General features: G+C 56.9%; 23 protein-coding genes. 11 read left to right on the forward strand and 12 right to left on the reverse strand.

What is annotated here, in order from left to right; all coding sequences use genetic code 11:
- The first annotated feature begins 72 nt into the window (after positions 1–72).
- Positions 73–2,181, forward strand: coding sequence for a ferrioxamine B receptor FoxA (foxA, locus tag ACQG03_RS02880; RefSeq protein WP_139153947.1), 2,109 nt, complete (start codon positions 73–75; stop codon positions 2,179–2,181).
- Between the two features lie 102 nt (positions 2,182–2,283).
- Here the strand turns inward: foxA and ACQG03_RS02885 are convergent, their stop codons facing one another.
- Positions 2,284–3,699 (reverse strand): PLP-dependent aminotransferase family protein, encoded by a 1,416-nt coding sequence (locus ACQG03_RS02885; protein ID WP_022646932.1) that lies wholly within the window; start codon positions 3,697–3,699, stop codon positions 2,284–2,286.
- A gap of 176 nt (positions 3,700–3,875) precedes the next feature.
- Here ACQG03_RS02885 and ACQG03_RS02890 point away from each other — a divergent pair, with 176 nt between their 5' ends.
- Positions 3,876–4,037 carry a DUF1127 domain-containing protein gene (locus ACQG03_RS02890; RefSeq protein WP_003863073.1) on the forward strand — a complete coding sequence of 54 codons (162 nt, stop codon included), beginning with the start codon at positions 3,876–3,878 and terminating at the stop codon, positions 4,035–4,037.
- A gap of 85 nt (positions 4,038–4,122) precedes the next feature.
- Here the strand turns inward: ACQG03_RS02890 and ACQG03_RS02895 are convergent, their stop codons facing one another.
- Complete coding sequence (locus ACQG03_RS02895) at positions 4,123–5,511, reverse strand: PLP-dependent aminotransferase family protein (protein ID WP_023299240.1); 1,389 nt, start codon at positions 5,509–5,511, stop codon at positions 4,123–4,125.
- A 101-nt stretch (positions 5,512–5,612) separates the two neighbouring features.
- Between ACQG03_RS02895 and ACQG03_RS02900 the strand changes: the two genes are divergently transcribed.
- From ACQG03_RS02900 to ACQG03_RS02930, 7 genes are all read left to right on the forward strand, one after another.
- A complete protein-coding gene (locus ACQG03_RS02900) occupies positions 5,613–6,092 on the forward strand; it encodes a carboxymuconolactone decarboxylase family protein (RefSeq protein ID WP_023299241.1) in 480 nt (159 codons plus the stop codon).
- A gap of 243 nt (positions 6,093–6,335) precedes the next feature.
- Positions 6,336–6,659, forward strand: coding sequence for an antibiotic biosynthesis monooxygenase family protein (locus tag ACQG03_RS02905; protein ID WP_063163171.1), 324 nt, complete (start codon positions 6,336–6,338; stop codon positions 6,657–6,659).
- Positions 6,652–7,047: a hypothetical protein gene (locus ACQG03_RS02910; RefSeq protein ID WP_063163170.1), complete on the forward strand. Its 396-nt coding sequence runs from the start codon at positions 6,652–6,654 to the stop codon at positions 7,045–7,047. Before ACQG03_RS02905 ends, ACQG03_RS02910 begins: the two co-directional genes overlap by 8 nt.
- Positions 7,022–7,717: an ArsR/SmtB family transcription factor gene (locus ACQG03_RS02915; protein WP_032621437.1), complete on the forward strand. Its 696-nt coding sequence runs from the start codon at positions 7,022–7,024 to the stop codon at positions 7,715–7,717. The genes ACQG03_RS02910 and ACQG03_RS02915 overlap by 26 nt, the downstream gene beginning before the upstream one ends.
- Before the next feature lie 149 nt (positions 7,718–7,866).
- Positions 7,867–8,337 carry a MarR family winged helix-turn-helix transcriptional regulator gene (locus ACQG03_RS02920; RefSeq protein ID WP_022646938.1) on the forward strand — a complete coding sequence of 157 codons (471 nt, stop codon included), beginning with the start codon at positions 7,867–7,869 and terminating at the stop codon, positions 8,335–8,337.
- On the forward strand, positions 8,334–9,401 hold the full coding sequence (locus ACQG03_RS02925; protein WP_088581776.1) for an HlyD family secretion protein: 1,068 nt from the start codon (positions 8,334–8,336) through the stop codon (positions 9,399–9,401). The genes ACQG03_RS02920 and ACQG03_RS02925 overlap by 4 nt, the downstream gene beginning before the upstream one ends.
- The gene (locus ACQG03_RS02930; protein ID WP_022646940.1) at positions 9,391–10,467 is read left to right on the forward strand and encodes a DUF2955 domain-containing protein; all 1,077 of its coding nucleotides are present in this window, start codon (positions 9,391–9,393) and stop codon (positions 10,465–10,467) included. Before ACQG03_RS02925 ends, ACQG03_RS02930 begins: the two co-directional genes overlap by 11 nt.
- On the opposite strand, the gene ACQG03_RS02935 is transcribed toward ACQG03_RS02930, so the two are convergent.
- From ACQG03_RS02935 to ACQG03_RS02945, 3 genes are read right to left on the reverse strand one after another with little or no spacing between them, the layout of a single operon-like run.
- Entirely contained in the window at positions 10,464–11,735 is a 1,272-nt protein-coding gene (locus tag ACQG03_RS02935) for a DUF445 domain-containing protein (RefSeq protein WP_022646941.1), read from the reverse strand. The two genes, ACQG03_RS02930 and ACQG03_RS02935, sit on opposite strands and share 4 nt — an antisense overlap.
- 3 nt (positions 11,736–11,738) lie before the next feature.
- Positions 11,739–12,392: a LysE family translocator gene (locus ACQG03_RS02940; RefSeq protein WP_022646942.1), complete on the reverse strand. Its 654-nt coding sequence runs from the start codon at positions 12,390–12,392 to the stop codon at positions 11,739–11,741.
- A gap of 48 nt (positions 12,393–12,440) precedes the next feature.
- Entirely contained in the window at positions 12,441–13,184 is a 744-nt protein-coding gene (locus ACQG03_RS02945) for a helix-turn-helix domain-containing protein (RefSeq protein ID WP_048965818.1), read from the reverse strand.
- Between the two features lie 150 nt (positions 13,185–13,334).
- Between ACQG03_RS02945 and ACQG03_RS02950 the strand changes: the two genes are divergently transcribed.
- Entirely contained in the window at positions 13,335–14,705 is a 1,371-nt protein-coding gene (locus ACQG03_RS02950) for an NAD-dependent succinate-semialdehyde dehydrogenase (protein WP_063163169.1), read from the forward strand.
- A gap of 178 nt (positions 14,706–14,883) precedes the next feature.
- Here the strand turns inward: ACQG03_RS02950 and ACQG03_RS02955 are convergent, their stop codons facing one another.
- Positions 14,884–15,429: a YfaZ family outer membrane protein gene (locus ACQG03_RS02955; RefSeq protein ID WP_023299248.1), complete on the reverse strand. Its 546-nt coding sequence runs from the start codon at positions 15,427–15,429 to the stop codon at positions 14,884–14,886.
- Between the two features lie 409 nt (positions 15,430–15,838).
- Here ACQG03_RS02955 and ACQG03_RS02960 point away from each other — a divergent pair, with 409 nt between their 5' ends.
- Entirely contained in the window at positions 15,839–17,197 is a 1,359-nt protein-coding gene (locus ACQG03_RS02960) for an esterase-like activity of phytase family protein (RefSeq protein WP_063163168.1), read from the forward strand.
- Between the two features lie 84 nt (positions 17,198–17,281).
- Here the strand turns inward: ACQG03_RS02960 and ACQG03_RS02965 are convergent, their stop codons facing one another.
- The 6 genes from ACQG03_RS02965 to ACQG03_RS02990 all read right to left on the reverse strand — a co-directional run bounded on the left by ACQG03_RS02965 (position 17,282) and on the right by ACQG03_RS02990 (position 23,840).
- Positions 17,282–19,129: a 3'-5' exonuclease gene (locus tag ACQG03_RS02965; protein ID WP_063163167.1), complete on the reverse strand. Its 1,848-nt coding sequence runs from the start codon at positions 19,127–19,129 to the stop codon at positions 17,282–17,284.
- A 186-nt stretch (positions 19,130–19,315) separates the two neighbouring features.
- Positions 19,316–20,269, reverse strand: coding sequence for a GTPase (gene yjiA / locus ACQG03_RS02970; protein WP_058677750.1), 954 nt, complete (start codon positions 20,267–20,269; stop codon positions 19,316–19,318).
- A gap of 10 nt (positions 20,270–20,279) precedes the next feature.
- Entirely contained in the window at positions 20,280–20,483 is a 204-nt protein-coding gene (locus ACQG03_RS02975) for a YbdD/YjiX family protein (protein ID WP_023299252.1), read from the reverse strand.
- Positions 20,484–20,579: 96 nt separating this feature from the next.
- Positions 20,580–22,733, reverse strand: a complete 2,154-nt coding sequence (locus ACQG03_RS02980; RefSeq protein WP_022646950.1) for a carbon starvation CstA family protein — start codon at positions 22,731–22,733, stop codon at positions 20,580–20,582.
- A gap of 219 nt (positions 22,734–22,952) precedes the next feature.
- Positions 22,953–23,210, reverse strand: coding sequence for an HTH domain-containing protein (locus ACQG03_RS02985; RefSeq protein ID WP_022646951.1), 258 nt, complete (start codon positions 23,208–23,210; stop codon positions 22,953–22,955).
- A gap of 120 nt (positions 23,211–23,330) precedes the next feature.
- On the reverse strand, positions 23,331–23,840 hold the full coding sequence (locus ACQG03_RS02990; protein ID WP_003856606.1) for a 4-hydroxyphenylacetate 3-monooxygenase reductase subunit: 510 nt from the start codon (positions 23,838–23,840) through the stop codon (positions 23,331–23,333).
- Positions 23,841–23,856 lie beyond the last annotated feature (16 nt).

Genomic DNA, 23,856 nt, shown 5'->3' on the forward strand with positions numbered 1-23,856 from the left:
CATACATAACCTGGCGGCGCGCATAGCTGTTTGCACCCTCAAAAAGGTAATAATTCTTATTAACAATAAGAAATATCTCTGGAGAGGGTTATGTTTGCTAAATCGCGTCTGGCACTGCTGGTGGGATGGGTTACCGGTAGCGTCGCTTTTCCTTTACTGGCGCAGGATGCCCAAAAAACTGACACCGTGGTGGTGACCTCGCAGATGCAGTCTGCGGCCACCAAGCTTGAAACGCCGGATATTGAAACCCCGCAATCGGTCTCTATCGTCACCCGCGAGCAGTTCGAAGAGCAGGGCGCAACCAGCGTGCGTCAGGCCGTGAGCTACACGCCGGGGGTCTACAGCAACCAGATTGGGGCATCAAACCGCTTCGACTACATGGTGCTGCGCGGCTTCTCGGACGGCAGCCTGGACAACGTCTACCTCGACGGCCTGAAGATGATGGGCGACACCAATTCCCACAGCTCGCTGGTGGTTGATCCGTGGTTCCTGGACAGTATCGAAGTCGTGCGCGGCCCGGCCTCCGTGCTGTACGGTCGCTCATCGCCGGGCGGCATCGTGGCGCTCACCTCCCGTAAGCCATCGTTCGATCCGGGCGGGGAGATCAAGCTCTTCGCCGGTAACAATAACCAGCGCGGGGCGATGTTCGACGTCACCGGCCCGGTTGATGATAACGACCGCGTGGCCGTACGCCTCAGCGGGATGACCCGCTATGCCGATTCCCAGTTCGATCCGCTCAAAGAAGAGCGTTACGCGCTGATGCCGAGCCTGACCTGGCGTATCACCGATAATACCCGTCTGGATCTGATGGCCTACCTGCACCGCGATCCTGAAGGCGGCAGCCACTCCGGCCTGCCGTATGAGGGCACCGTCGTGCCGCACAGCGGTAAGAAAATCTCCAACACCTTTTTTGAAGGTGAAGACGATTACGACAAGTACGATCGTCGGGAAAACATGGTCGGTTATAACATCGAGCACTTGTTTGACAGCGGCTGGGCCGTGCGCCAGAAGCTGCGCTACCTGCACACCAAAGTCGAGCTGAACCAGGTGTATGCCGCAGGCTGGCTGAACGACACCGAGCTGAACCGCGGCTATTCCGGCTCCGACGAGAAGATGAACGCCATCACCCTGGATAACCAGGTCGACGGCAGCTTCGATACCGGCGAGGTGAACCACCGCGTGCTGATCGGCATGGACTACCAGGACCGCACCAACAACGTCACCGGCTACTACGGCGGCTTCCCGCCGATTGACGCTTTCCATCCTGCTTATGGCGCGAAGCCGGACTACATCACCCAGTACAGCAGGGAAAAGCATAAGCTGCGCCAGACCGGCTACTACCTGCAGGATCAGATGTCTATTGACCGCTGGCGCCTCACGCTGGGTGGGCGTTACGACCAGGTAAGCGTGTCGAACGTCGACAACTTCAACCATACCCGCAGCGATCTGGATAAAAACAACTTCAGCAGCCGCGCGGCGCTGCTGTATCTGTTTGATAACGGCGTCGCGCCGTACGTCAGTTACTCCACCGCCTTTACGCCGACCAGCTTTGCCGACGAGCAGGGGAATATCCTGGATCCGATGAAGGGCAAGCAGTGGGAAGCGGGCGTGAAGTATGAGCCGGAGGGGATGAACAGCCAGTTCAGCGCCTCGGTGTTCCGCATCAACCAGAAGAACATTGCCACTAAAGAGGAGCCGACCGATCCGTACCGTTCCATCGGTGAAATCGAATCCGAAGGCGTTGAGCTGGAGGCGATTGGACAGCTGACCGACAGCCTGCGCATGCAGGCGGCCTACACCTATACGGATATTCGCTACAAGAAGAGCAGCCCGGAAGAGGAGGGCAAGCGCGCCGTCTATGCCCCGCGTAACATGGCCAGCGCCTGGCTGAGCTACGAAGTCAAAAGCGGCCCGCTGGACGGCCTGACCGTCGGCTCCGGCGTGCGCTATGTCAACGGGATCGCCAGCGATCGTCAGAACACCCATACGCTACCGTCATACACCCTGGTGGATATGGTCGTGGGGTATGACCTGTCGAAAGTGGGGCTCACGGGCGTGAGCGCGCAGTTGAACGTCAATAACCTGACGGACAAAAGCTACGTTGCGGCGTGTAACTCGCTCTCTTACTGCTACTTCGGTGCAGAGCGCAGCATTGTCGGCAGCGTTTCGTGGACGTTCTGAGTCGTTAGCCAATGCCCGGTGGCGCTGCGCTTACCGGGCCTACGGGATCGGTTTTCACCCTCTCCCTGTGGGAGAGGGCCGGGGTGAGGGCAAAATGCCGCACTACCCCTCCATCGCAATCACAATCGCCTCACCCATCTTTTTCAACGCCTCGCGATGTTTATCCGTCGGCGGCAGCGCCACGTTGATCCGCAGACAGTTGCGGTACTTACCGGAGGCGGAAAACAGCGACCCGGCCGCAGCCTGGATTTTGAGACGGCACAGCTGCTTGCTGACGCACACCATGTCGACCGTCTCCGGCAGCTCGACCCACAGCAGGAAGCTGCCCTGCGGGCGGGTAACGCATATTTCTGCCGGAAAATACTGCCGCACCCAGCAGGTGTAGGTCTCCATATTCTGCTGATAAATCTGGCGCATGCGCCGCACGTGGCGATGGTAATGACCGTCGCGAATAAACGCCGCCACCGCCATCTGCGTGCCCGGCACGTTAAAACCGCCCGCGGCGTATTTCATGTGCATCACTCGGTCGTAATAGCGCCCCGGCACAATCCAGCCGACGCGCAGCCCGGGCGCCACGGTTTTGGTAAAGGAGCTGCAGAGGATCACGCGGCCATCAATGTCCATCGAGTGAATGGTGCGCGGGCGCGGGTACTCTGCGGCCAGCTCGCCGTAGATATCATCCTCCACTATCACAATATCGTGCCGCTGGGCGAGCGCCAGCACCTGCTTTTTACGCGCTTCCGGCATGATAAACCCGAGCGGGTTATTGCAGTTGGGGACCAGGATCACCGCTTTGATCGGCCACTGCTCCAGCGCCAGCTCTAACGCCTCGATGCTGATCCCGGTCTCGGGATCGGTAGGTATTTCAATCGCCTTGATGTCGAAGCCGCGCAGCATCTGCATGGTGCCGTGAAACGACGGCGACTCGACCGCCACGATATCCCCCGGCTTGCACACCGAGAGCAGGGCGATCGACAGCGCGCCGTGGCAGCCGTTGGTGATCACAATCTCGTTTGCCGCCACGGTGGAGCCGCCGTCCAGCATCAGGCGGGCGATCTGCTCGCGCAGCTCCAGACGACCATCGAGCACGTCATAGCTCAGCATTTCGCCAGGGTTATGCTGCGCAATGCGGCTCATCTCGCGCCACAGCGGCTTCAGGCTCGGCTGGTTGATGTCCGGCGAGCCGCCGCCAAAGGAGATCATCTCTTTGTCGGCGCGGGCGTCCAGCAGCATCATCACCTCATCCCACTGGGTGACGTCCACGGGGCGCTGCACCGGGCGCGTCATCGCCGGTACGGGCGGCTGCGCTTTGCGTTTCGAGACAAAATAGCCGGAGCGCGGCTGGGGCGTGATCAGCTGGAGATTTTCGAGGATCTGGTAGGCCTGCTGTATGGTGCTGATACTCACGCCGTGTTCCTGGCTCAGCGTGCGTACCGACGGCAGACGTTCGCCGCTGCGATACAGCCCTTGTTCGATACGTTCCGCCAGTAGGTTGGCCAGATGTTGATAGCGCGTCATGCTGTATCCTTTGTTTTCACCATACAGATTATTAAACCAGTACAGATTGGTGGGTAAAACGCCATGCAGATACCGTTTTAGCGGATCTGTATGGTAAACAAAAGCAGTTTTTGAATCTGTATTGTATTGGCCGTTTTCCATGATGATAACCCCACTGGCACAGCGAGGAGAGCATCATGGAATTCTACGAGAATCGTTCAAAACGTCCGTTTATCGCGTTTGTCTGGGTAGCGAAAACGCTGCGTAACTGGTATCGCATCAACCGTACCCGCCGCATTCTGAGCCAGATGAGCGACGAGCAGCTCAAGGACGTTGGGTTATCGCGATATGATGTGTAAGCATAGGGTTGCCCGGTGGCGCTACGCTTACCGGGCCTGCAGGAGACCGTAGGCCGGGTAAGGCGCAGCCGCCACCCGGCGGTTTTCAACTCAACAGCGCAAGCGTCTGCCGTTTCGGCCTTTCCAGCAGCTCAACCGCCTCCTGATATGACCGCACGTTGTTATAGCCCATCACCAGCCCGTAGCGTTTACCCGAACCACGATACCACTCCGACAGCGCATTAACCTGTAGTTGCTGTTCCTGCCAGCAGCGGGCAATCTCCCGGTCAGCGCTTCCCTTTGCGAGGAACGCGACAATATGCATTCCACCGTCGTTTTGCTCGGTGAAGAACAGGTCACCATAGACCTCACGCAGGGCGGCAATCATCCAGTCGCGGCGGATCTGATACAGGGCGCGCATCTTTTTCAGATGACGAAAAAAATGCCCTTCGTTGAGAAATGCGATGAGGATTTTTTGCGTCAGCACCGGCTGGCCGCTGGTGGTAATGTCCGCGCAGTCGGTAAAGGCCCCGACGGTGCTGGCGGGCATCACCACGTAGCCCATGCGCAGTGAAGGCATGATGGTTTTGCTGAAGGTGCCCATAAAGATCACCCTGTCATGCTGGTCGAGGCTTTTCATCGACGGCAGCACTTTGCGGGTGTAGTGAAATTCCCCGTCGTAATCGTCTTCGATAATCCACGCCTCGTTTTGTGACGCCCAGTCGAGCAGCTGCTGCTTGCGCGGCAGTGAGAGCGTCACCGCCAGCGGGCTCTGATGCGACGGGGTAACGATGGCAAAACGCGCGTCGCGATGATGACGGAGCAGGTAGTCCGTATCGATGCCGCAGCGATCAACCGGCACGGTGTGCAGGCGGGGCACGATCCGCTTGAGCAGCTGCTGGCCCATAAAATAGCCCGGATCCTCAAACACCACCTTGTCGCTGCGGCTGGCAAGCGTGTCAAGGATCAGGCGCAGGCTGCCGCTGTAGCCGCTGGTGATCAGTACCTGTTCGGCGGTGCAGGATAACCCGCGCGAGATATTGAGATAGCGGGCAATCGCCTCGCGCAGCGGATACCAGCCCATCACCGGCGGGTTGAGCATTTCATCCTGACGCATGGCGCGCGTCGCCTGGCCCGCCAGCAGCAGCCATTTTTTATAGGGGAAGCTGTCGAGCGCCGGAATGCCGGGGCGCAGAAAACCGGCCCGTTCGCGCTGGCTAATCAACGACGCCGGCAGCGTGCCGGTCGCTTGTTCTGTGGGGGCGTGTTGCGCGGGCAGCAGAAGATCCGGGTTCACCCGCGTCCCGCGCGCGCCCTGGCTTACCAGATACCCTTCGCCCGTCAGAATGGCATAGGCTGTTTCAACGGTTTTACGCGCCACCTTCAGCTCTTCGGCCAGCACGCGGATGGCAGGCACTTTATCGCCCGGCTTCAGCACGCCGCGCGTGATGTTGTCGCGATAGCGGGAATAAATCTCATGATAGCCCGGCTTCATGTCCTACCTCATTTCACGCTTTTTGTGTCTTTTTACTATGTCATTAACGGCGTAGATTTGCCTTATCGCATGAAAAAAACGGCACAAAAAGAGGAAAGACAATGAGCACCCGCGTAAACCACCACAAAGCCACACCTGCACTTGCCAACGCGCTTTCTGCCCTGAGCATGGAGGTGGCGAAAACCTCCATCGACCCGGCGCTTAAGCACCTTATCGACATTCGCGTATCGCAGCTGAACGGCTGCACCTTCTGTCTGGATATGCACTCGAAAGAGGCTAAAATCGCCGGTGAGCGCGAGCTGCGCCTGTACCATCTGGCGGCCTGGCGCGAGTCCCCGCTGTTTAGCGCCCGTGAAAAAGCGGCGCTGGCCTTCACCGAAGCGCTGACCCAGATTGGCGTACATGGCGTGAGCGATGCGCTGTACCGCAGCGTGGCGGAGCACTTCTCGGATGTCGAGATTTCAGAGCTGAACTTCGCCATCGTAGCGATCAACGCCTGGAACCGCCTGGGCATTACCTCCCGCATGGAGCCGGGCGCGCTGGATGCGGCTTACGGTCTGAAGAAGGCTAACCTGGAATAATTCTGCGCTCGCGGATCATCGCCACCAGCGCCCGTAATCCAGGCGAGTGGGGGATTGGGGCGTTTATGGAGTCGAAGTCGATGGTGGGTTAAACCCTGCCCGGTGGCGCTACGCTTACCGGGCCTACATGAGCCCGTAGGCCGGATAAGCGCAGCGCCATCCGGCAAACACTTCGCTCCATACCGAAGCATTGTGGTTTTTCCTCCTGCATTCTCTCCACACCCTCACAACGGAGAGACACCCATGATCGCAGTCCTTTTTGAAGCCAAAGCGGAGCCTCATCATCAGGCGCGCTATCTGCAGCTTGCCGCTGAACTCAAGCCTTTGCTGGCGGACATCGACGGCTTTATTGATATTGAACGTTTTCAGAGCCTGAGCATCGACGGCAAAATCCTGTCCCTTTCCTGGTGGCGGGATGAAGAGGCCGTCCGCCGCTGGAAGCAGAATGTCTTCCATCAGGCCGCGCAGGCCGAAGGCCGGGAGTCGATTTTTTCTTTCTACCGTATTCGCGTGGCGCAGCTGATGCGGGAGTACAGCTCCGAAACGGGAGGGCACGCGGATGTATGACGTTCACGTGATTTTTAGCGACAGGCCCGGCGAGCTGGCGCGCTTTGGACAGCTGTTAGGCCGCAACGGCGTGGGGCTGGAGGGGGGCGGCGTTTTCGGTACGGATGCCCATTTCCTGGTGGAGGACGGGGAAAAAGCCCGCCGTGTGCTGCTCGACGCCGGGTTTACCGTGCAGGCGCTGCGAAAGCCGGTGATCAGAAAGCTTAAGCAGGAGCGTCCTGGCGAGCTGGGCGAGATAGCGGCCGCGCTGGCGGCACGCGGCGTGTCTATCCTGACTCAGTACAGCGACCATGCGAATCACCTTATTCTGCTGACGGATGATGATAAGCTGGCCGCTGAGATCACCACACCCTGGGCGACGAATGTTAAAGACGAGCTTACCCTCTGATAACAGCGCGATGCTGGAAAAGGCCATTGCCGCTGTAGCGGCTGCAATGGCCGATCCATCGCGCGTGAAAATGCTCTGTGCACTAATGGACGGGCGAGCGTGGACGGCCACCGAACTGAGTGCGGCGGCAGACGTTGCGCCGTCGACCGCCAGCGGGCATCTCGCCCGGCTGGTTGAAGGGCAGTTAATTACCTGCCTGTCGCAAGGGCGGCATCGTTATTATCGTCTTGCCGGGCACGACGTGGCGGCGCTGGTGGAACAGATGATGGGGCTTTCGTGGAGCCGCATTACCCCGCCGGAAACTACCGCGCCGAAAGCCATGCGGGAGGCGCGGACCTGCTATGACCATCTGGCGGGCGCGGTGGCGGTGCAGATCTACGATTTCATGCAGGCAGCAGGCTGGCTGGAGGCAGACGGTTCAGCGCTCACGCCGTATGGTCGGGAGCAGTTTCTGAAGCTCGGCGTTTCGTTAAGCGCTCATCCGCGCCGAAAAGCGTGCTGCGCCTGCCTGGACTGGAGCGAGCGGCGGTTTCATCTCGGAGGCGAAGCCGGCGCAGCGCTGCTTCTTTATCTGGAAAGCAAAGGGTGGATCCAGCGGGTGGCGGGGTACAGGGAGGTGGTTGTGACGGCTTCAGGACAGGGCGCCATCTCCAGACATTTTAGCCGCTAAACTCCGCTGCGGGCTGTGCCCTCACTCTGGCCCTCTCCCACAGGGCTGAGGGAGAATCTCATTTCGCAATTCCTGCGCTTTAACTTCTCGTTTCTTGATACTTACCCTGATAACTATTATCGTGACCGCGTGTGACGAGAGGTTTCCCCATGAGTGAAGAAGAACTGTTTAGCCGCAGGCCGATGGGCATGCGGATGGCGATGATCGTGCGCCAGTGGCGTGCCGTCATTGACGACGCCATTCTCGATACCGGGTTAACCCAGTCGAGCTGGACGGTGATGATGCAGCTGCATCAGCTCGGGGATAACGTCTCGGTGAGTGAGCTGGCGGAGGTGCAGGGCATTGAACTGCCGCCGCTAATGCGCACCCTGACACAGCTGGAAAAACAGGGTTACCTGCTGCGCACCGTCTCGCCGTATGACAAGCGCATCCGGCTTCTGACGCTGACGCCTGAGGGAAAAGCTGTACTTAACAGGCTCACCCAGGTAATTGAGACGCTTCAGACGCGCGTATCGCAAAACATCGCGCCTGAACATCTCGACATTTTCAGCGCCACCCTGAATCAAATCGCCTGCAATTTGCGGACAATCCGCGAAGAAGATAACAAGACAGAAAAATAATGACTCCTGAACAAAAGTTTGCCCGCTGGGTAAGGGTAAGTATTGCCTCTTTCCTGCTGATGTTTGTCTACTTTATCGTCGCGGATATCTGGATCCCGCTGACGCCGGATTCCACCGTGATGCGCGTGGTGACGCCGGTGTCTGCCCGTGTCTCCGGCTATGTGGCGGCGGTCCATGTCCACAACAATAGCCAGGTGAAGAAAGGCGATCTGCTGTTTGAGCTCGACGACACCCCGTTTCGCAATAAAGTGGAAGCGGCGCAGATCGCGCTTGAGCAAGCTCGCCTTTCCAACGAACAACTGGACGCGCAGATCGCCGCCGCGCAGGCCAGCCTGAAGACCGCCGTGCTGACCGCGCGTAACGACAAAGTGACTTTCGACCGCTACCAGAAACTGAGCACCCTGCAGAACGTGTCGCAGGCGGATCTGGATAAGGTCCGCACTACCTGGCAGAGCAGCGAGCAGTCCGTCAGCTCGATTCAGGCGAATATTCATAACCTGCGCATTCAGCGCGGCGAGCGGAATGAACACCGTAACGTGACGCTGCAAAAATACCGTAACGCGCTGGATGAAGCGGAGCTGAATCTTGGCTGGACGAAGGTCTACGCCGAGGCGGACGGCACGGTGAGTAATCTGCAATTAAGCCCCGGTTTTTACGCCTCGTCCGGTTCGGCAGCGCTGGCGCTGGTGAATACGCAGACGGATATTGTGGCGGATTTCCGCGAGAAGAGCCTCCGTCATACCCACCAGGGGACCGACGCCGCCGTGGTGTTTGACGCCTTTCCGGGACGGGTTTTCCGCGCCCACGTGACCAGCAGTGACGCGGGGATCCTCGCCGGTCAGGAAGCCGTTAACGGTCAACTTTCTGAACCGGAAACCTCTAACCGCTGGGTGCGCGATGCCCAGCGAATGCGCATTCACGTGGCGCTGGACGAAGCCTTACCGAAGTCGCTGCCGACCGGCGCGCGCGCCACCGTACAGCTCTACAACAGCGAAGGGCCCTTTGCGCGCTTCTTCTCCGGGATGCAAATCCATCTGGTGAGCCTGCTTCACTATGTCTATTAGCACCCTGGCGCGGGTATTTACCCCGCACGGCAACATCGTCTACACGGCAAACGACTTCCGCCAGACCCTGCGCATTGTCTTTGCCGGGATGATTGCGCTCAGTATTTCGAGCTTCTATAACACCAGCTACGGCGTGTTTTTTGTGGTCTACCCGATCATGCTGCTGTCGCTGGTGCCGGTGTTTAACCGCCACGTGGCGAAGCAGTTTATCTTCAGCGCATCGCTCAACTGCGTCGAAATGGTGATCATCATCGGCTTTCTGTCGCAATGGCCGGTCATTATGACGCTGGTGGTCTTTGCCCTGTACGTGATGCGCTTTCGCTTTATGAGCAAGGGGCCGCTGTTTCTGTTCGGTTCGATGGGCGTGGTGTGCCAGAGCGTAATGCTCAACTTTATGAGCTACCCCACCACCAACTGGCACACGCTTTTGTTCTCCAACATTGAAGCGAGCGTGATGGCGGTGTGTCTGAGCGCGCTGATGAATTACCTGCTGCCGGACGTGGAGCCACGTAAGCCGCCGCCGCTGATAGAGAAAGACGATGCCCGCGTGCGCCACGAGTCGCTGCTCTCCGGCACCGTGGCGACGCTGATTTTCGTGGTATTTCAGATGAGCGACTTAAGCGATTCGCTCTCGGCGCTGATGGCGGGCATTCTGATCCTGTTCCCGATGCACTACCGCGGCGCGGTGATGAGCTCCATCTGGCGCGTGGTCGGCGTGGTGCTGGGCTGTCTCTATATCCTCGTCGTTCAGCTTATTCTGTACGATCACAGCAGCCATATGCTGCTGATGATGCCGCTGATCGGCCTCGGGCTGGCATTTGGCGCGCGCCTGCACGTGATGGAGAAGGTCGGGGCCGGGGTGGGATTTTCCAGCATTACCACCATCGGCATTATGTTCGGGCAAAACATGCATCCGGACAGCGATCTGGTGTTCAGCGATCTGTACCGCATCACCTCCGTTACCTTCGCGCTGGTGGTCACGCTGACGATGGTCTTTCTGGTGCACCTGATCCTGAACCGCTTCGAGGCGACGCGCTACGTTATCGCGCCGCCAAAAGCGGATTAATGCCCCAGCACAGCGGGCAACTGAGAAAGTAAAAACAGGATCAGGCCAATCGTTCCGCCTACCAGGGTACCGTTTACGCGAATGAACTGAAGATCTTTACCGATATTGAGTTCTATCTGGCGTGACATATCTTTGGCGTCCCAGCTTTTCACCGTGTCGCTGATATGACGCGTCAGGAACGCAGCAAAATCCGGCGCGACGCGGTGCGCGGCCTGCTCCAGATGCTCGTTCAGCGACGCACGCAGGCTGGCATCATTCGACAGCGTCTCACCAAACCACAGCCCGGCGTTGGCGATACGTTGCTTCACGCGGGAATCGTCGCTCTGCATGTCATTTTTCAGCCACTGGCGCAGGTCAGCCCACATTTCACCCAGGTAGCGGTTAAATGCTTCATCATTCTTCAGATAGTGCTTGATGTTGTCGGCTTTGGCCGTCATCTCCGGGTCGTTTTTCAGGTTGTCGATAAACTTCAGCGTGGCGCGGTCAAATGCCCGACGGATCTGGTGCGTGCGGTCGTGGCTGATATCATCCAGCAGCGTGTTCACCGCGTTCGACACCATCTCTGCGCTCTGATCGCCCAGCCACTCGGTGGGCAGCACCATCGCCTTGCGCGGATGCTCGGTCTTCAGCCAGTGGACGATCTGGTCAGAGATAAATTCCCGCGTGCTCTCGCGCTGAATCAGGGTTATCAGACGGTTGATGATGGCGTCCAGCAGCACCTGGTGACGGTTGTTTTTGGTCATGCTTTCCAGCATGACGGCGCTGGTCTCGGTTAAATCGACCTTGTCGATAGCCTTATGCACCGCGCGTTTGAGCAGGCGCTGAATGCGCCCGTCGTCAGTTAGCTCAAGAAAACCGCTCATCACCTGCATCAGATGCAGCCCGACGCGCTGGGCGTTGTCGGGCTTGCTGAACCAGGCACCAATCATCTGGGCCGGCTCGTAGCGGCGAATTAATGCGACCAGCGACTGGGTATCCAGAAACTTTTCCTGCACGAACTGGCCAAGATTGTCGCCGATGCGGTCCTTATTGCGCGGGATAATCGCCGTATGGCGCGAGATAAAGGGAATTGGCACCCGGCGGAACAGCGCGACAACGGCAAACCAGTCCGCCAGCGCGCCGACCATCGCCGCCTCGGCAATAGCTTTTGCGCCGCGTACCCAGAAGGTTTGCGGCAGGAACAGGGTAGTGATAAAGGCCGCAGCGGCAATCAGCAGCAGCGACAGCGCGAGAAGCTTGGCGCGTTTGAGTTCGGTATGTTTTTCCATGGGTTAAGGATAGAGGGATACGGGGGAAAAGTGCAAAAACCGCCACAGCACCCACCCACCAAACCCCATCAATACCACCCCCGCCGTGCGCTCTATCAGCCAGAGCGAACGGCTGAGCTTTCGCTGAACCGCCGGTAACCCCATCAGCGACACCAGCGCAAAATCCCATACCAGTACTACCATCACCATCCAGACGCCGCAGGTCGCCTGCTGAAGCAGCGTGACGTCCGGCCCGAGTAACGCCGTCATTAGCGCCAGGTAGAACAACGCGTTTTTGGGATTCAACAGCGCTGAACCCAGCCCCAGCAGGATCTGCTTACGTAGCGAGGGGCAGCGCTCATGTGTTTCATTTAGCGCCAGCGTCTGCGGTCGGCTGCGTACAAGATGCGAGCCGATCCAGAGCAAATACAGTGCGCCGGATAATTCAATCAACGTGAACAGCCACGCGAACTGACGCAGCGCGCTCCATCCCATAATGACCAGCAAAATGTAAAGCCCGTTTCCTGCCGCTATCCCAATGCACAATCCGGCGCTGCCGCGCAGTCGGTAGCGGGCGGCGTAGCCCATCAGCAGGAAAAAATCCGGGCCCGGGCTTAACAGGGCAACAAAATGCGCCAGCGCCAGGGCGAGAAAAGCGGAAGGGAAGAACAGTTCCATAGCGACCTCAGAATGCAAAACTGGGGCCAGACTACGAAAACACAGAACCTATTTATTGTCTGATATTGATCGGCCCGTAGCGTACTGGCGCGGTGTGGCGGCGGTGTAGCGCACAAAGGTCTTATGAAAATGGCTCTGGTCGGCAAACCCGCTCTGGTAGCCGACATCGGCGATATCATCCCCGGCACGCAGCCGCGCTTTGGCGTACTCTACGCGGGAGATATTGAGGAAGCTGCCAGGCGTCAGGCCCGTGTCCTTCTTGAAGGTACGGATCAGCGTCTCCTTTCGCAGCGAGAATCGTTGCGCAAGTGCGTCGAGGGAAGGCGGGCTGGAAAGACTGGAAAGAAATGCCTGCTGAACCTGCTGGCTGGTTGATCCAGGCTTTTCTGCCTCATCCATGCATTGGGGAAGGGCAGCAAGCAGCCTGTCCACGGACGCAGGGGACATCCTCTCAACAACTTCCCGGTGATACATAAACAGCGTAGCGTTGCGAATCACCTGAACCGCAAGGGGAAGGTCCGTATCGATATAAAGCATATGATAACTACGCGGCTGCCCGGCAACAGGGTTGCAGCTGTGTGGGACATAAGCCGGGATCACAATCAGGTCCCCGGGCTGGAGGATGTATTCTCTGCCATTACACACGCAGCATGTCTGGCCTTCCACAATTGCGCCGATGGAGAGCTGAGGGTGGCAATGGCGTTTGTACGCCTGCATGCTCTGCCACGTGCTGCGTAGTTCAAGGCCCGAGGCGCGGTGAAAGGTCTGACGGATGTGGCGGGTATCGGTCATAGCAACTCCTTATGAAGGTTTTTTATACCACGCCAGCCACGGTATGGCATCGCTTTACTCAGAACCTTCCGGATATACCCAACTTTACGTCCATAGCCAGTCATGTTGACTACCCTTAATACCCTAAGCGGTAAAACATGGAGATTCGATATGGCTTATCAGACAGTAAATCCTGCCACTAACCAGCTCATCAAAGAATATCCCTCCCACACTGACGCAGATGTTGAAGCGGCGCTGAAGGCAGCCGATGCGCTCTATCACTCCGACTGGGCGAAAGGCGACATAAGCCAGCGCCTGCCGGTACTGCATAAGCTGGCGGACCTGATCGACGAACGCGTGGAGGAGCTGGCGAAAATCGCCAGCCAGGAGATGGGTAAGCTCATCGAACAGAGCCGCGGCGAGGTGAAGCTGTGCGCGCAAATCGCCCGCTACTATGCGGACAACGCGAAGCAGTTCCTGGCCCCGGTGAAGTATGACTCTGAACTCGGGGAAGCATGGGTTGAACATCACCCCATCGGCGTGCTGATGGCCGTCGAACCATGGAACTTCCCATACTATCAGTTGATGCGCGTTCTGGCGCCAAACCTGGCGGCGGGTAACCCTGTCATCGCTAAACACGCCAGCATTGTGCCGCACTGTGCGGAAACCTTCGCCCATCTGGTGCGTGAGGCGGGCGCGCCGGAAGGGGCGTGGACCAACCTGTTTATCTCGTCCGATCAGGTGGCGAACATCATCGCTGACGATCGCGTACAGGGCGCGGCGCTAACCGGTTCAGAAAAAGCGGGCAGCGTGGTAGCGGCCCAGGCGGCGAAGCACATTAAGAAATCCACGCTGGAGCTTGGCGGTAACGACGTATTCGTGGTGCTCGACGATGCGGACCTGGATAAAGCGGTGAAGATCGGCGTTAACGCGCGGCTCAACAACGCCGGGCAGGTCTGTACCGCGGCGAAGCGCTTTATCCTGCATGAAAAGATTGCCGATGCCTTCCTGAGCAAATTCACCGAGGCATTTAAGCAGGTGAGGATTGGCGATCCGCTGGACGAAAGCACCACGCTGGGGCCGCTGTCCTCTAAAGACGCGCTCGACACGTTGACCAAACAGGTTAACGAGGCGGTGAAAAACGGCGCTACGCTGCACTATGGCGGCAAACCTGTGCAGCGAGACGGGAGCTTCTTTGAGCCGACCATCCTGACCAACATCTCACGCGACAACCCGGCGTACTTCGAAGAGTTCTTTGGCCCGGTAGCGCAGATTTACGTGGTGAAAAACGACGACGAGGCGGTCGCGCTGGCGAACGACTCCCACTACGGCCTGGGCGGAGCGGTGTTCAGCCAGGATATTGAGCGCGCGAAGAAGATGGCATCGCGTATTGAGACCGGGATGGTGTACATCAACTGGCTCACCGATACGGCGGCAGAACTGCCGTTCGGCGGCGTAAAACGTTCGGGTTACGGACGCGAGCTGTCGGACCTGGGGATCAAAGAGTTTGTGAACCAGAAGCTGGTGGTCGTTCGCAAGTAATGTCGGACATAAAAAAACCTGCCATCCGGCAGGTTTTTTTATTAATAGTCTCATCGCCTTTTTTGCCGTGTGGCGCTGCGCTTACCCGGCCTACAAGGTGCAATAATATTTATAAATTGCACCCTTCATTGTAGGCCCGTGCAAGCGTAGCGCCGCCGGGCGAAACGGGCAAACAGGCTTAGAAGGACACGCCACCGCCAACATATGCGCCGTCAATCAGCGTGTGGTTAGGACGACCGTCTTTACCATCAACGCTCACGTGACGATAACCCACCTTCAGCGTCACCGGCTTCACTGGCGTCCAGCTTACGCCACCATTCGCTTCAACGTAGTTTTTCACGCTGTTGTTCAGGCCGTCTGGCGCAACGTAGCCTTCACCGAATACCCTGATGCTGTCGGTCAGGGCAACGTTCACACCGCCGCCGACCGGGAACGCCACGCCGTTATCGCCTTTTTTCGGGCCAACGTAGAGGGCCTTAGCGCCTGCGTTCAGCATCACCGGGCCGACTTCAAAGTTGTAGCCTGCTCCTACGCCACCGGTTGTGGTGCCGTCATCTGTGTTTTTCAGCCAGCTACCTTCGGTGTACAGACCGGAGGTTGATTTCCCCATTTCCACATTCAGGTTGGTAAAGTTTTTACCCTGCTCAATGCTGCCGCCCATGGCCAGTGCGGAGCCCGATACGGCAGTCAGAGCGGAAAGAAGGAGAACGTTGAGCTTTTTCATGAGTTTTTCCTCGTCATCAAATTAATCTGAGGGCACCTTAACAAGAGCTGTTTATCTCTGCAAATGCGATGCTTGTCACGTTTTTATGCTGTTTTTGTTTGGTTTTTGAATTTTAAATGTTGTTCGAATGTTGACCCGGCAAGGAGTCAATACGTAATGCATTCGCGTTTAGGAAGGGTTCAGGATTCTCATTAAACGTACGCTGAACGGGTCGGAAAAATTAGTTCAGGATGAATTAATTGAGTTTCTAATAATTTCCAAAAGTGTTTCAGTTGTCACAGATAAAGACACAGGTTTACATTTCTGGAGGTGGCTATACGCCCCGTCGTGCCGAACCGCTTTCACCATGTCATTTTTCTGACACGTTTCTTCATTACGTTGTTGGCTTCACTTACTGGGTGCTAACACTATGAAAAGAAAAATCATTCCTGTGCTAATTGGTTGTGCGCTCTCTTTCTCTGGCCTGGCGGCACAGCCAACCGCGGAGCGTTACGTCGTCAGTTTTCCCGAAGGCTCGCATGTCAAATACAGCGGTGCGTTTGCCAGCGCGTTTCCGAACGGGCTGCCTGTGGGGATTGGCTCTGGCCTGCTGTTTACGGGCAAGCAGGGCGATGCCTTGACGTTTACGACCGTGACCGATCGCGGTCCTAACGCGGATTCGCCAAAAATGGGGAAAAATGACGCTAAAATCTTTGTTACCCCGGATTTCGCCCCGCTGCTAATGACGATCCGCGTGCAAAACGGTAAAGCGGAGGCCGTGGACGCGCGTCCTTTGCATGACGATAAAGGCGAAATCAACGGTCTGCCGCTGCAAAGTGGCGTGATTGGTTCCACCAATGAAATCGCGCTAAGCGACACCTTAAAAGTGCTGAAAGGCGATAACCGCGGGCTGGATACGGAAGGCATCACGCCGGACGGGAAGGGCGGCTACTGGCTGTGCGATGAGTATGGCCCGTTCCTGATTAATATTGACAGTAAAGGGAAAATCCTCGCGATCCACGGCCCACAGGCGGCGGAAGGGGAGAAATCCATCGCGGGCGGTCTGCCAAATGTTATCAAATGGCGCCAGGCAAACCGGGGATTTGAAGGCCTGACCCGCATGCCGGACGGACGTATTATCGCCCCTGTCCAGAGTACGTTGGATATCGACGGGAAAAGCAAAAAGCAGGCGCTGTTTACTCGACTGGTCAGCTTCGATCCGGCGACCGGAAAAACCGCGATGTACGGCTACCCTGTCGACAGCGCGGCCTACAGCAAAAACAGCGACGCCAAAATCGGCGATATCGTGGCGCTGGATAACCACACTATCCTGCTGATTGAACAGGGCGAAGATAAAAACGACGTAATGCGTAACCTCATCTACAGGGTGGATCTGAGCAAGGCGAGCGATCTGGCCGCCTTCGACAAGCCGGGCGAATACCCGGAATTTGACGATGAGAAAACGCTGGCGCAGCGCGGCATTACACTTGCTGAAAAAACGCAGGTGGTCGATCTGCGTGCGCTGGGCTGGCAGCAGGAAAAGGCCGAAGGGCTGGCGCTGATTGACGACAAAACGCTGGCGGTGGCGAACGATAATGACTTTGGCGTGAAGGTGGCGATGCACAACCCGGCCGAGGGCAAGAAGCTCAAGGATTATCGGGTGAACGCGGAAGGCAAGCTGACGCTGGATGACAAAGCGGTTGAAACTACCCTCAGCGTCAAGCCGCTGAAGAAGCCGGAGTCCGACAGCGAGCTGTGGATTGTGACGCTGCCGGAGGCGTTGAAATAATATTGGGCTTTACCCCTCACCCTGGCCCTCTCCCCACAGGGGAGAGGGGATTGTTCGGTGCAGATACTTTTCAACGCGGAATAGTTAGATCGACTTAACGCTCTTTTCCCAGGTCTCGACCAGATGATCTCGCAGGCTTCCGGTTCCGTGCATTGTCACCAGAAGATTCTGTCGTGCGCGGGTAATGCCGACGTAAAGGCGCTTGATATCGTCACTCAGATCTTCACTGTCCCTTTCCTTTGCCGCATCCATAATGGCGACCGAATTAAACTCAAGCCCCTTGCTGCTGGGCAGCGGCATGACGCAGAGGTAATCATTCTGCGGGGACCAGTGCTTTTTATCATCGCTGGAGACAATCATCTGGTATGGGATCTTGCGGGCTTCAAGCCTTGGCGCGAGCATGCCTGAAATGCTGTAGGTTGAGGGGCACAGTATGGCGATTTCTGACCACGCAACACCTTCCTGTCGCTGCTCTGTGACCCAATCGAGGACGCGCGTAATCTCCTCGTCCTGATTATCAAAGCTGGCCAGCGCGGGATACTTCCCGGACAGGCCACCTGCGGCAGGCTGCTGGTATTTGAGAGAAGCTTCTATGTGATTATTGAGATAATTAAATGCTACGCTGCTGGCAAAATGGAGTATTTGCCGGGTGTTGCGATAATTGGTATCCAAAATAGTTGTACGGCCCTGAGCCTTTATATCGACGCTGGACAGGGTAAAATCGAGAGCTTTCTTTTTCTGATAAATTGACTGAGCGTCATCGTACAGAAACAGCAGGGAGCTATCTTTATTGTCCGGCATTTTGGCGAGGATTCTTAGCCATTCCGGTTTAAAATCGTGTCCTTCATCTATCAAAACGGCGCTGTACTGCTCCGGTTTGATTGCTCCCTCTTCAAATGCCACCGTCAGCGCATTTTCCATCAGCTCAATAAAGTTTTTGCTCCTGAGGGGAAGACGCCGATGCGCGTTTAATTGCTGATAACACCAGGCGTGGAAATGGATAACTTCGACGGGAAGTCTGAGGCTATGCTGTTCGAGCTGCGCTTTGAGTTTTTTAGCCAGCGTAATGTTGTAGCAAATCACCAGTATCGGTTTGGTGTTTTCAATGTTGTTGGCAAGCTCAATACATCGGTGGTGCAAAATGAGCGTTTTGCCCGAACCAGCCACGCCATGAATTACCCTGTGTCCCGCCCCCATACTTCTGGCGAGTTGTTCCTGGTTCCTGTCCATCATGCATACCACATCAGGGGTGTGGAAAGTAAAATTATCCAGGTCAACCCGCGTAACGGATGGGTTAATGCGGACATCGGGATAAAGATGCCACCGGATGCGATCGAGCTGCTGTGGTGTTGTGTTATGAACAAAGTGATGTTTGAGAAGGGATTCGAGCCGGCCAGAGATTTGTTCTCGAGTCATAAACTCGTTGAGTTCGTCTTTGCATATCACCTGGCTGGCGGGCAATATTTCATTCAACTCCTCAGGTGTAAAACTCTTTTCCAGCTGTGCCCGAGTGATGTTGCTCAAATAAACACCGTATCCATACGGCATAATAAAACCGCCCTCATGCTCTCCCTGTTTCTGGCGAAGCAGGGGATCTTTTTTCAGGCTATTGATGATATGAAAGGTATATTGTCGAACTTGTTCGAGTGGGTTCTTCAACGGCTCTATGCCGTTTTTGGTTTCATAATTAATATGGGTTTTATTAGCCGATTTTATTTTTGTGATATACCAGTCTTTCACTTCTATAAACAGCAGCCCTTTATCGGGGGCCAGAATCACAAAATCAGGATGATCGTCTTTGTCTCCCATTCGGGTATCATACCAGCAGGTACATTGTTCGCTGAGCCCACCCTCCAGAAGCCTTGCCAGTCTTTTTTCTCCTGCCGTAATTTTCTCGCTACAGCTGCTAACCGTGGGAATAATGATTGCCATATTACGCCTACCAATTCATGAAAATTATATGAATCCAATTAATTAATATTGTAACCAATATTAATCAAAGCATGATTTCATTCATGATAAGAACATTAACAGACAATATTGCAAACAGAAAGGGCGAAACCCGCATTTTGCCCTAATGAAATACGCCCCCTTTACTGTTTAAAGGGGAGCGACGATTTACTTTTTCAGTCCCGCAAACGCTGCCCGAATTTCCTCTTCCGGCAGCTGTATTCCAATAAACACCATCACGCTGTGCGGCGGTTCATCGCCCCACGGACGATCCCAGTCGGCGCTGTACAGGCGCTGCACGCCCTGGAACAGCAGGCGGTTCGGCTCGCCGTCGATCCACAGCATTCCTTTATAGCGCAGCAGCTTGTCGGCAAACGACAGCAGCAGGTTCTCCATCACGCGCGAGACCTCGCTGATGTCCACCGGGTAGTCCAGCTCCACCACAATCGACGCTACGTCGTTTTGCTTGTCTGCCATAAAGTGGAAGCGCGGTTTCGCGGTGACGTTCTCCTCCAGCATAAAGCCGTTGGTGTTGAACAGCTGAGACAGGTCGATATCGCCGTGCGTCACGGTATAAATGGGTGCGCGCGAGTTGATGCGCGTCAGGCGCTCACGCAGTTTTTCGCTTTCACCCGCCACGTCGGTTTTGGTCAGCAGAATGCGGTCGGCGTAGCCAATCTGAGACTGGGCGATGGTGAACTGGTTCATCTGCTCGTCGGCATGGACCGCGTCGACCAGGGCGATGACGCCGTCCAGCAGGTAGCGCTGGCACAGAATGTCGTGGGAGAAAAAGGTCTGAATAATCGGGCCGGGGTCGGCCATGCCGGTGCACTCGATCACCAGACGGTCGAAGACGATGTCACCGCGATCGCGGCTGTCGAGCAGGTCCAGCAGGGCGTCTTCTAATTCACTGGAGCGGGTGCAGCAGATGCAGCCGTTGGTCAGGGTTTTGATCTGCGTGGCGCGGTCGCCAATCAGCTGATCGTCAACGGAGACTTCGCCAAATTCGTTTTCAATGACGGCGATTTTGAAGCCGTGCTGTTCATTCAGGATGTGGCGCAGCAGGGTGGTTTTACCGGCGCCGAGAAAACCGGTCAGCAGGGTAACGGCAATCGGGGTCATGGTTTCTCCTTTAGCAGCAGCGGACGCCGCCTTCTCCACTTCCGCCGTAGCGCGCTTCCTGACGCTCGCGGAAGAATTCAGTGTAGGTCATGTACGGCATATCCGGATGGTTGGTCTTCATATGCTCAACGTAGTTGTCATAGTCCGGAATGCCAATCAGCATTTTCGCCGCCTGACCGAGGTATTTTTTTGCTTCGCCTAAGTTACCAAACATAACGTGTCCTGATAAGAAAAAGCCCGGTGGCGCTACGCTTACCGGGCCTACAGTAACGTTGTAGGGCGGGTCAGCGCAGCGCCACCCGCCATTTTATTAATGGTGTGAAGACGTCTTCACGCCGCCTTCCGGCACCGGCACGTACGGGGTTTCTTTGTCCGTACGGCCATCGGCATTACGCACTTTCATCCAGGTTTTAATGCCGTAGAAGATAATGCTGTACACCACCACCAGGAACAGAATGCTCAGACCCGCGTTGGTGTAGTTGTTCACCACGATATGGTTCATGTTGGCAATCTGCTGCGCGGTCAGATCCGCGCCGCCTGCGGCAATCTTCTCTTTGTACTGGTTAGCCATGAAGAAGAAGCCTTCCAGCTGCGGGTTGGTGCTGAACAGTTTCAGACCCAGCGCCCAGGTAGTGCAGAGCAGCAGCCACAGCGCAGGCACCACGGTTACCCAGATGTATTTGGTGCGTTTCATCTTCACCAGGACAACGGTGCCCAGCACCAGGGCCACAGCCGCCAGCATCTGGTTAGAGATGCCGAACAGCGGCCACAGGCTCTTCACGCCGCCCAGCGGGTCTACAACGCCCTGGTACAGCAGGTAACCCCACAGACCTACGCAGCCCGCAGTACCCAGAACACCTGCTACCAGAGAGTCGGTTTTCTTCAGGAACGGCACGAAGTTACCCAGCAGATCCTGCAACATGAAGCGGCCAGCACGCGTACCGGCATCCAGCGCGGTGAGGATGAACAGCGCTTCAAACAGGATACCGAAGTGGTACCAGAAGCCCATGTCCGCCCACGGCAGCACTTTGTGGAACACGTGTGCGATACCCACCGCCAGCGTCGGTGCGCCACCTGCGCGGTTCAGCACGGATGGTTCGCCGATGTCTTTCGCGGTCTGCATAATCTGCTCAGGCGAAATCACGAAGCCCCAGGAGCTGACGGTCGCCGCCGCGTGTGCGCTGGCGTCTTTCAGCTGCGCCATGATCAGCGCGGTATTTTCGCCGCCCATCTCATGCAGGTTTGGCATGGTGATGCCGAGACCCGCTGGTGGGGTGTTCATCGCGAAGTACAGGCCAGGCTCGATAATCGACGCCGCAACCAGCGCCATGATCGCCACGAAGGATTCCATCAGCATCGCGCCGTAACCGATGAAGCGTGCGTCGGTTTCGTTGGCCATCAGCTTCGGCGTGGTGCCGGAGGCGATCAGTGCGTGGAAGCCAGACACGGCACCACAGGCAATGGTGATAAACAGGAACGGGAACAGGGCGCCTTTCCACAGCGGACCGGTACCGTCAATGTACTGGGTTACCGCCGGCATTTTCAGCTCCGGGTTGATGATCACAATCCCGATTGCCAGCCCGACGATCACGCCGATTTTCAGGAAGGTCGCCAGGTAGTCACGCGGAGCCAGAATCAGCCACACCGGCAGCAGCGCTGAGATGAACGCGTAACCGATCAGCGCGAAGGTGATGGTGGTGTCTTTAAAGGTCAGCGCCGGGCCCCAGTACGGGTCGTGGGCAATCACGCCGCCGAAGTAGATGGAGGCGACCAGCAGCACGATACCGATGACCGACACCTCGCCAACGCGGCCAGGGCGCAGGAAGCGCATGTAGATGCCCATGAACAGCGCAATCGGCACGGTAGAGCAGACGGTGAAGACGCCCCACGGACTTTCGGCCAGCGCTTTCACCACGATCAGGGCCAGCACTGCCAGGATGATGATCATGATCAGGAAGCAGCCGAAGAGGGCGATCGTGCCCGGCACGCGGCCCATCTCCTCTTTGATCATCTCGCCCAGCGACGAACCATTACGGCGCGAGGAGATAAACAGCACCATAAAGTCCTGCACCGCACCCGCCAGCACCACGCCCGCCAGCAGCCAGAGCGTACCCGGCAGGTAGCCCATCTGCGCGGCCAGTACCGGGCCGACCAGCGGGCCCGCGCCTGCGATGGCGGCAAAGTGGTGACCAAACAGCACGTAACGGTTGGTTGGCACATAGTTCAGGCCGTCATTGTTAATGACTGCCGGGGTGGCGCGCGTCGGGTCGAGCTTCATGACCTTCTGCGCGATGTACAAGCTGTAGTAGCGATAAGCCACAAGATAGACGGAAACCGACGCGACCACGATCCACAGGGCGCTGACGTGCTCGCCCCGGCGTAATGCGACAACCGCCAGACAGAAAGCGCCGATGATCCCGAGGATGGCCCAGGGCACGTGCTTAAGTAGTTTTTTAGTATCCATAGTAAGACCTGGTTTTTTATGTAAAGAAAAAAGGGTCAGGGTTCGTTGTGAGGAGGTATTGATTAATGCTGGAGCGATCGTGCCAGATCCTCGCGCGTGTAAAGCACGGTAAATGGGTGAGTGGTTGAAAGCGATGCGTGAGCGGTCAAAAGCGAGGGTGAGTGGTTAAGGCTCACCCCCGGCGGGAGAAAATATGTGATTGAGATCACTGAGAATAATCTAGCCCTGCGGGGTTTCGTCGTTCGCATCAGGGCATTGCGTGCAGCGGCAGGGCTGATATGCGGGCAGCAGCTGATAGCGTCCTTTGCCGTCGTGTTCGATAATTGGGGAAAGGGCCTGTAGATCGCGGTACACCGTACGTTCGGTAATGCCAAATTTTTGCATCAGATCGCGGCGATTAACGCTTCCGTTGCGGTGCAGAGCAATAATGATGTCAACCAGACGCTCAGCCGAGCGGCTTCGGGGTGAAGGGGCCATAAGACTTTCCAGCGTTAAGGGGGCGGCTGACGACATCGCCAGCCGCCCCGGAAAATTTATCTTATGGATAGTTAACGGCGCACCTTTGCGGAAACCTTAGCGTTTTTTTGTGCAACGGGATCAAACCGCGGCTTCCATCTCCATCATCACCGGGTGGAAACGGCGTTTGAAGTAGATCAGGCCGTGCCCCTCGCTGCTGAGGATGATGTTCTTAATCTCCACAAGGTAGACCAGATGGGTACCGATGGTTTGCACCTGGGTTATCTCACCTTCCAGGCTTGCCAGGGCGCCTTTCAGCACCGGCTGCGCCAGCGGTCCTTTCTGCCAGCAGGAGAGAGCAAAGCGCTCCTCCATTGCCATGCCGGTCATCCCGGCAAAGTGGCGAGCCATGATCTCCTGCTCATGGTTCAACACGTTGACGCACAGTTTGCCGTTGCCCTGGAAGACCGGGTTCATGGCGCTGTTAGCGTTGATGCAAACCATGACCGAAGGCGGGGTGTCCGTGACCGAACAGACGGCGGTGGCGGTAATGCCGCAGCGACCCGCATCGCCCTCGGTGGTGACCACATTCACCGCCGCCGACAGGCTGGCCATCGCGTCGCGAAAACGCAGGCGTTCTTCAGATTGCATTGAAACCTCCCGCTGC

The organism is Enterobacter cloacae complex sp. 342H5 (assembly GCF_050030905.1).
In the GTDB taxonomy this organism is placed as follows: domain Bacteria; phylum Pseudomonadota; class Gammaproteobacteria; order Enterobacterales; family Enterobacteriaceae; genus Enterobacter; species Enterobacter intestinihominis.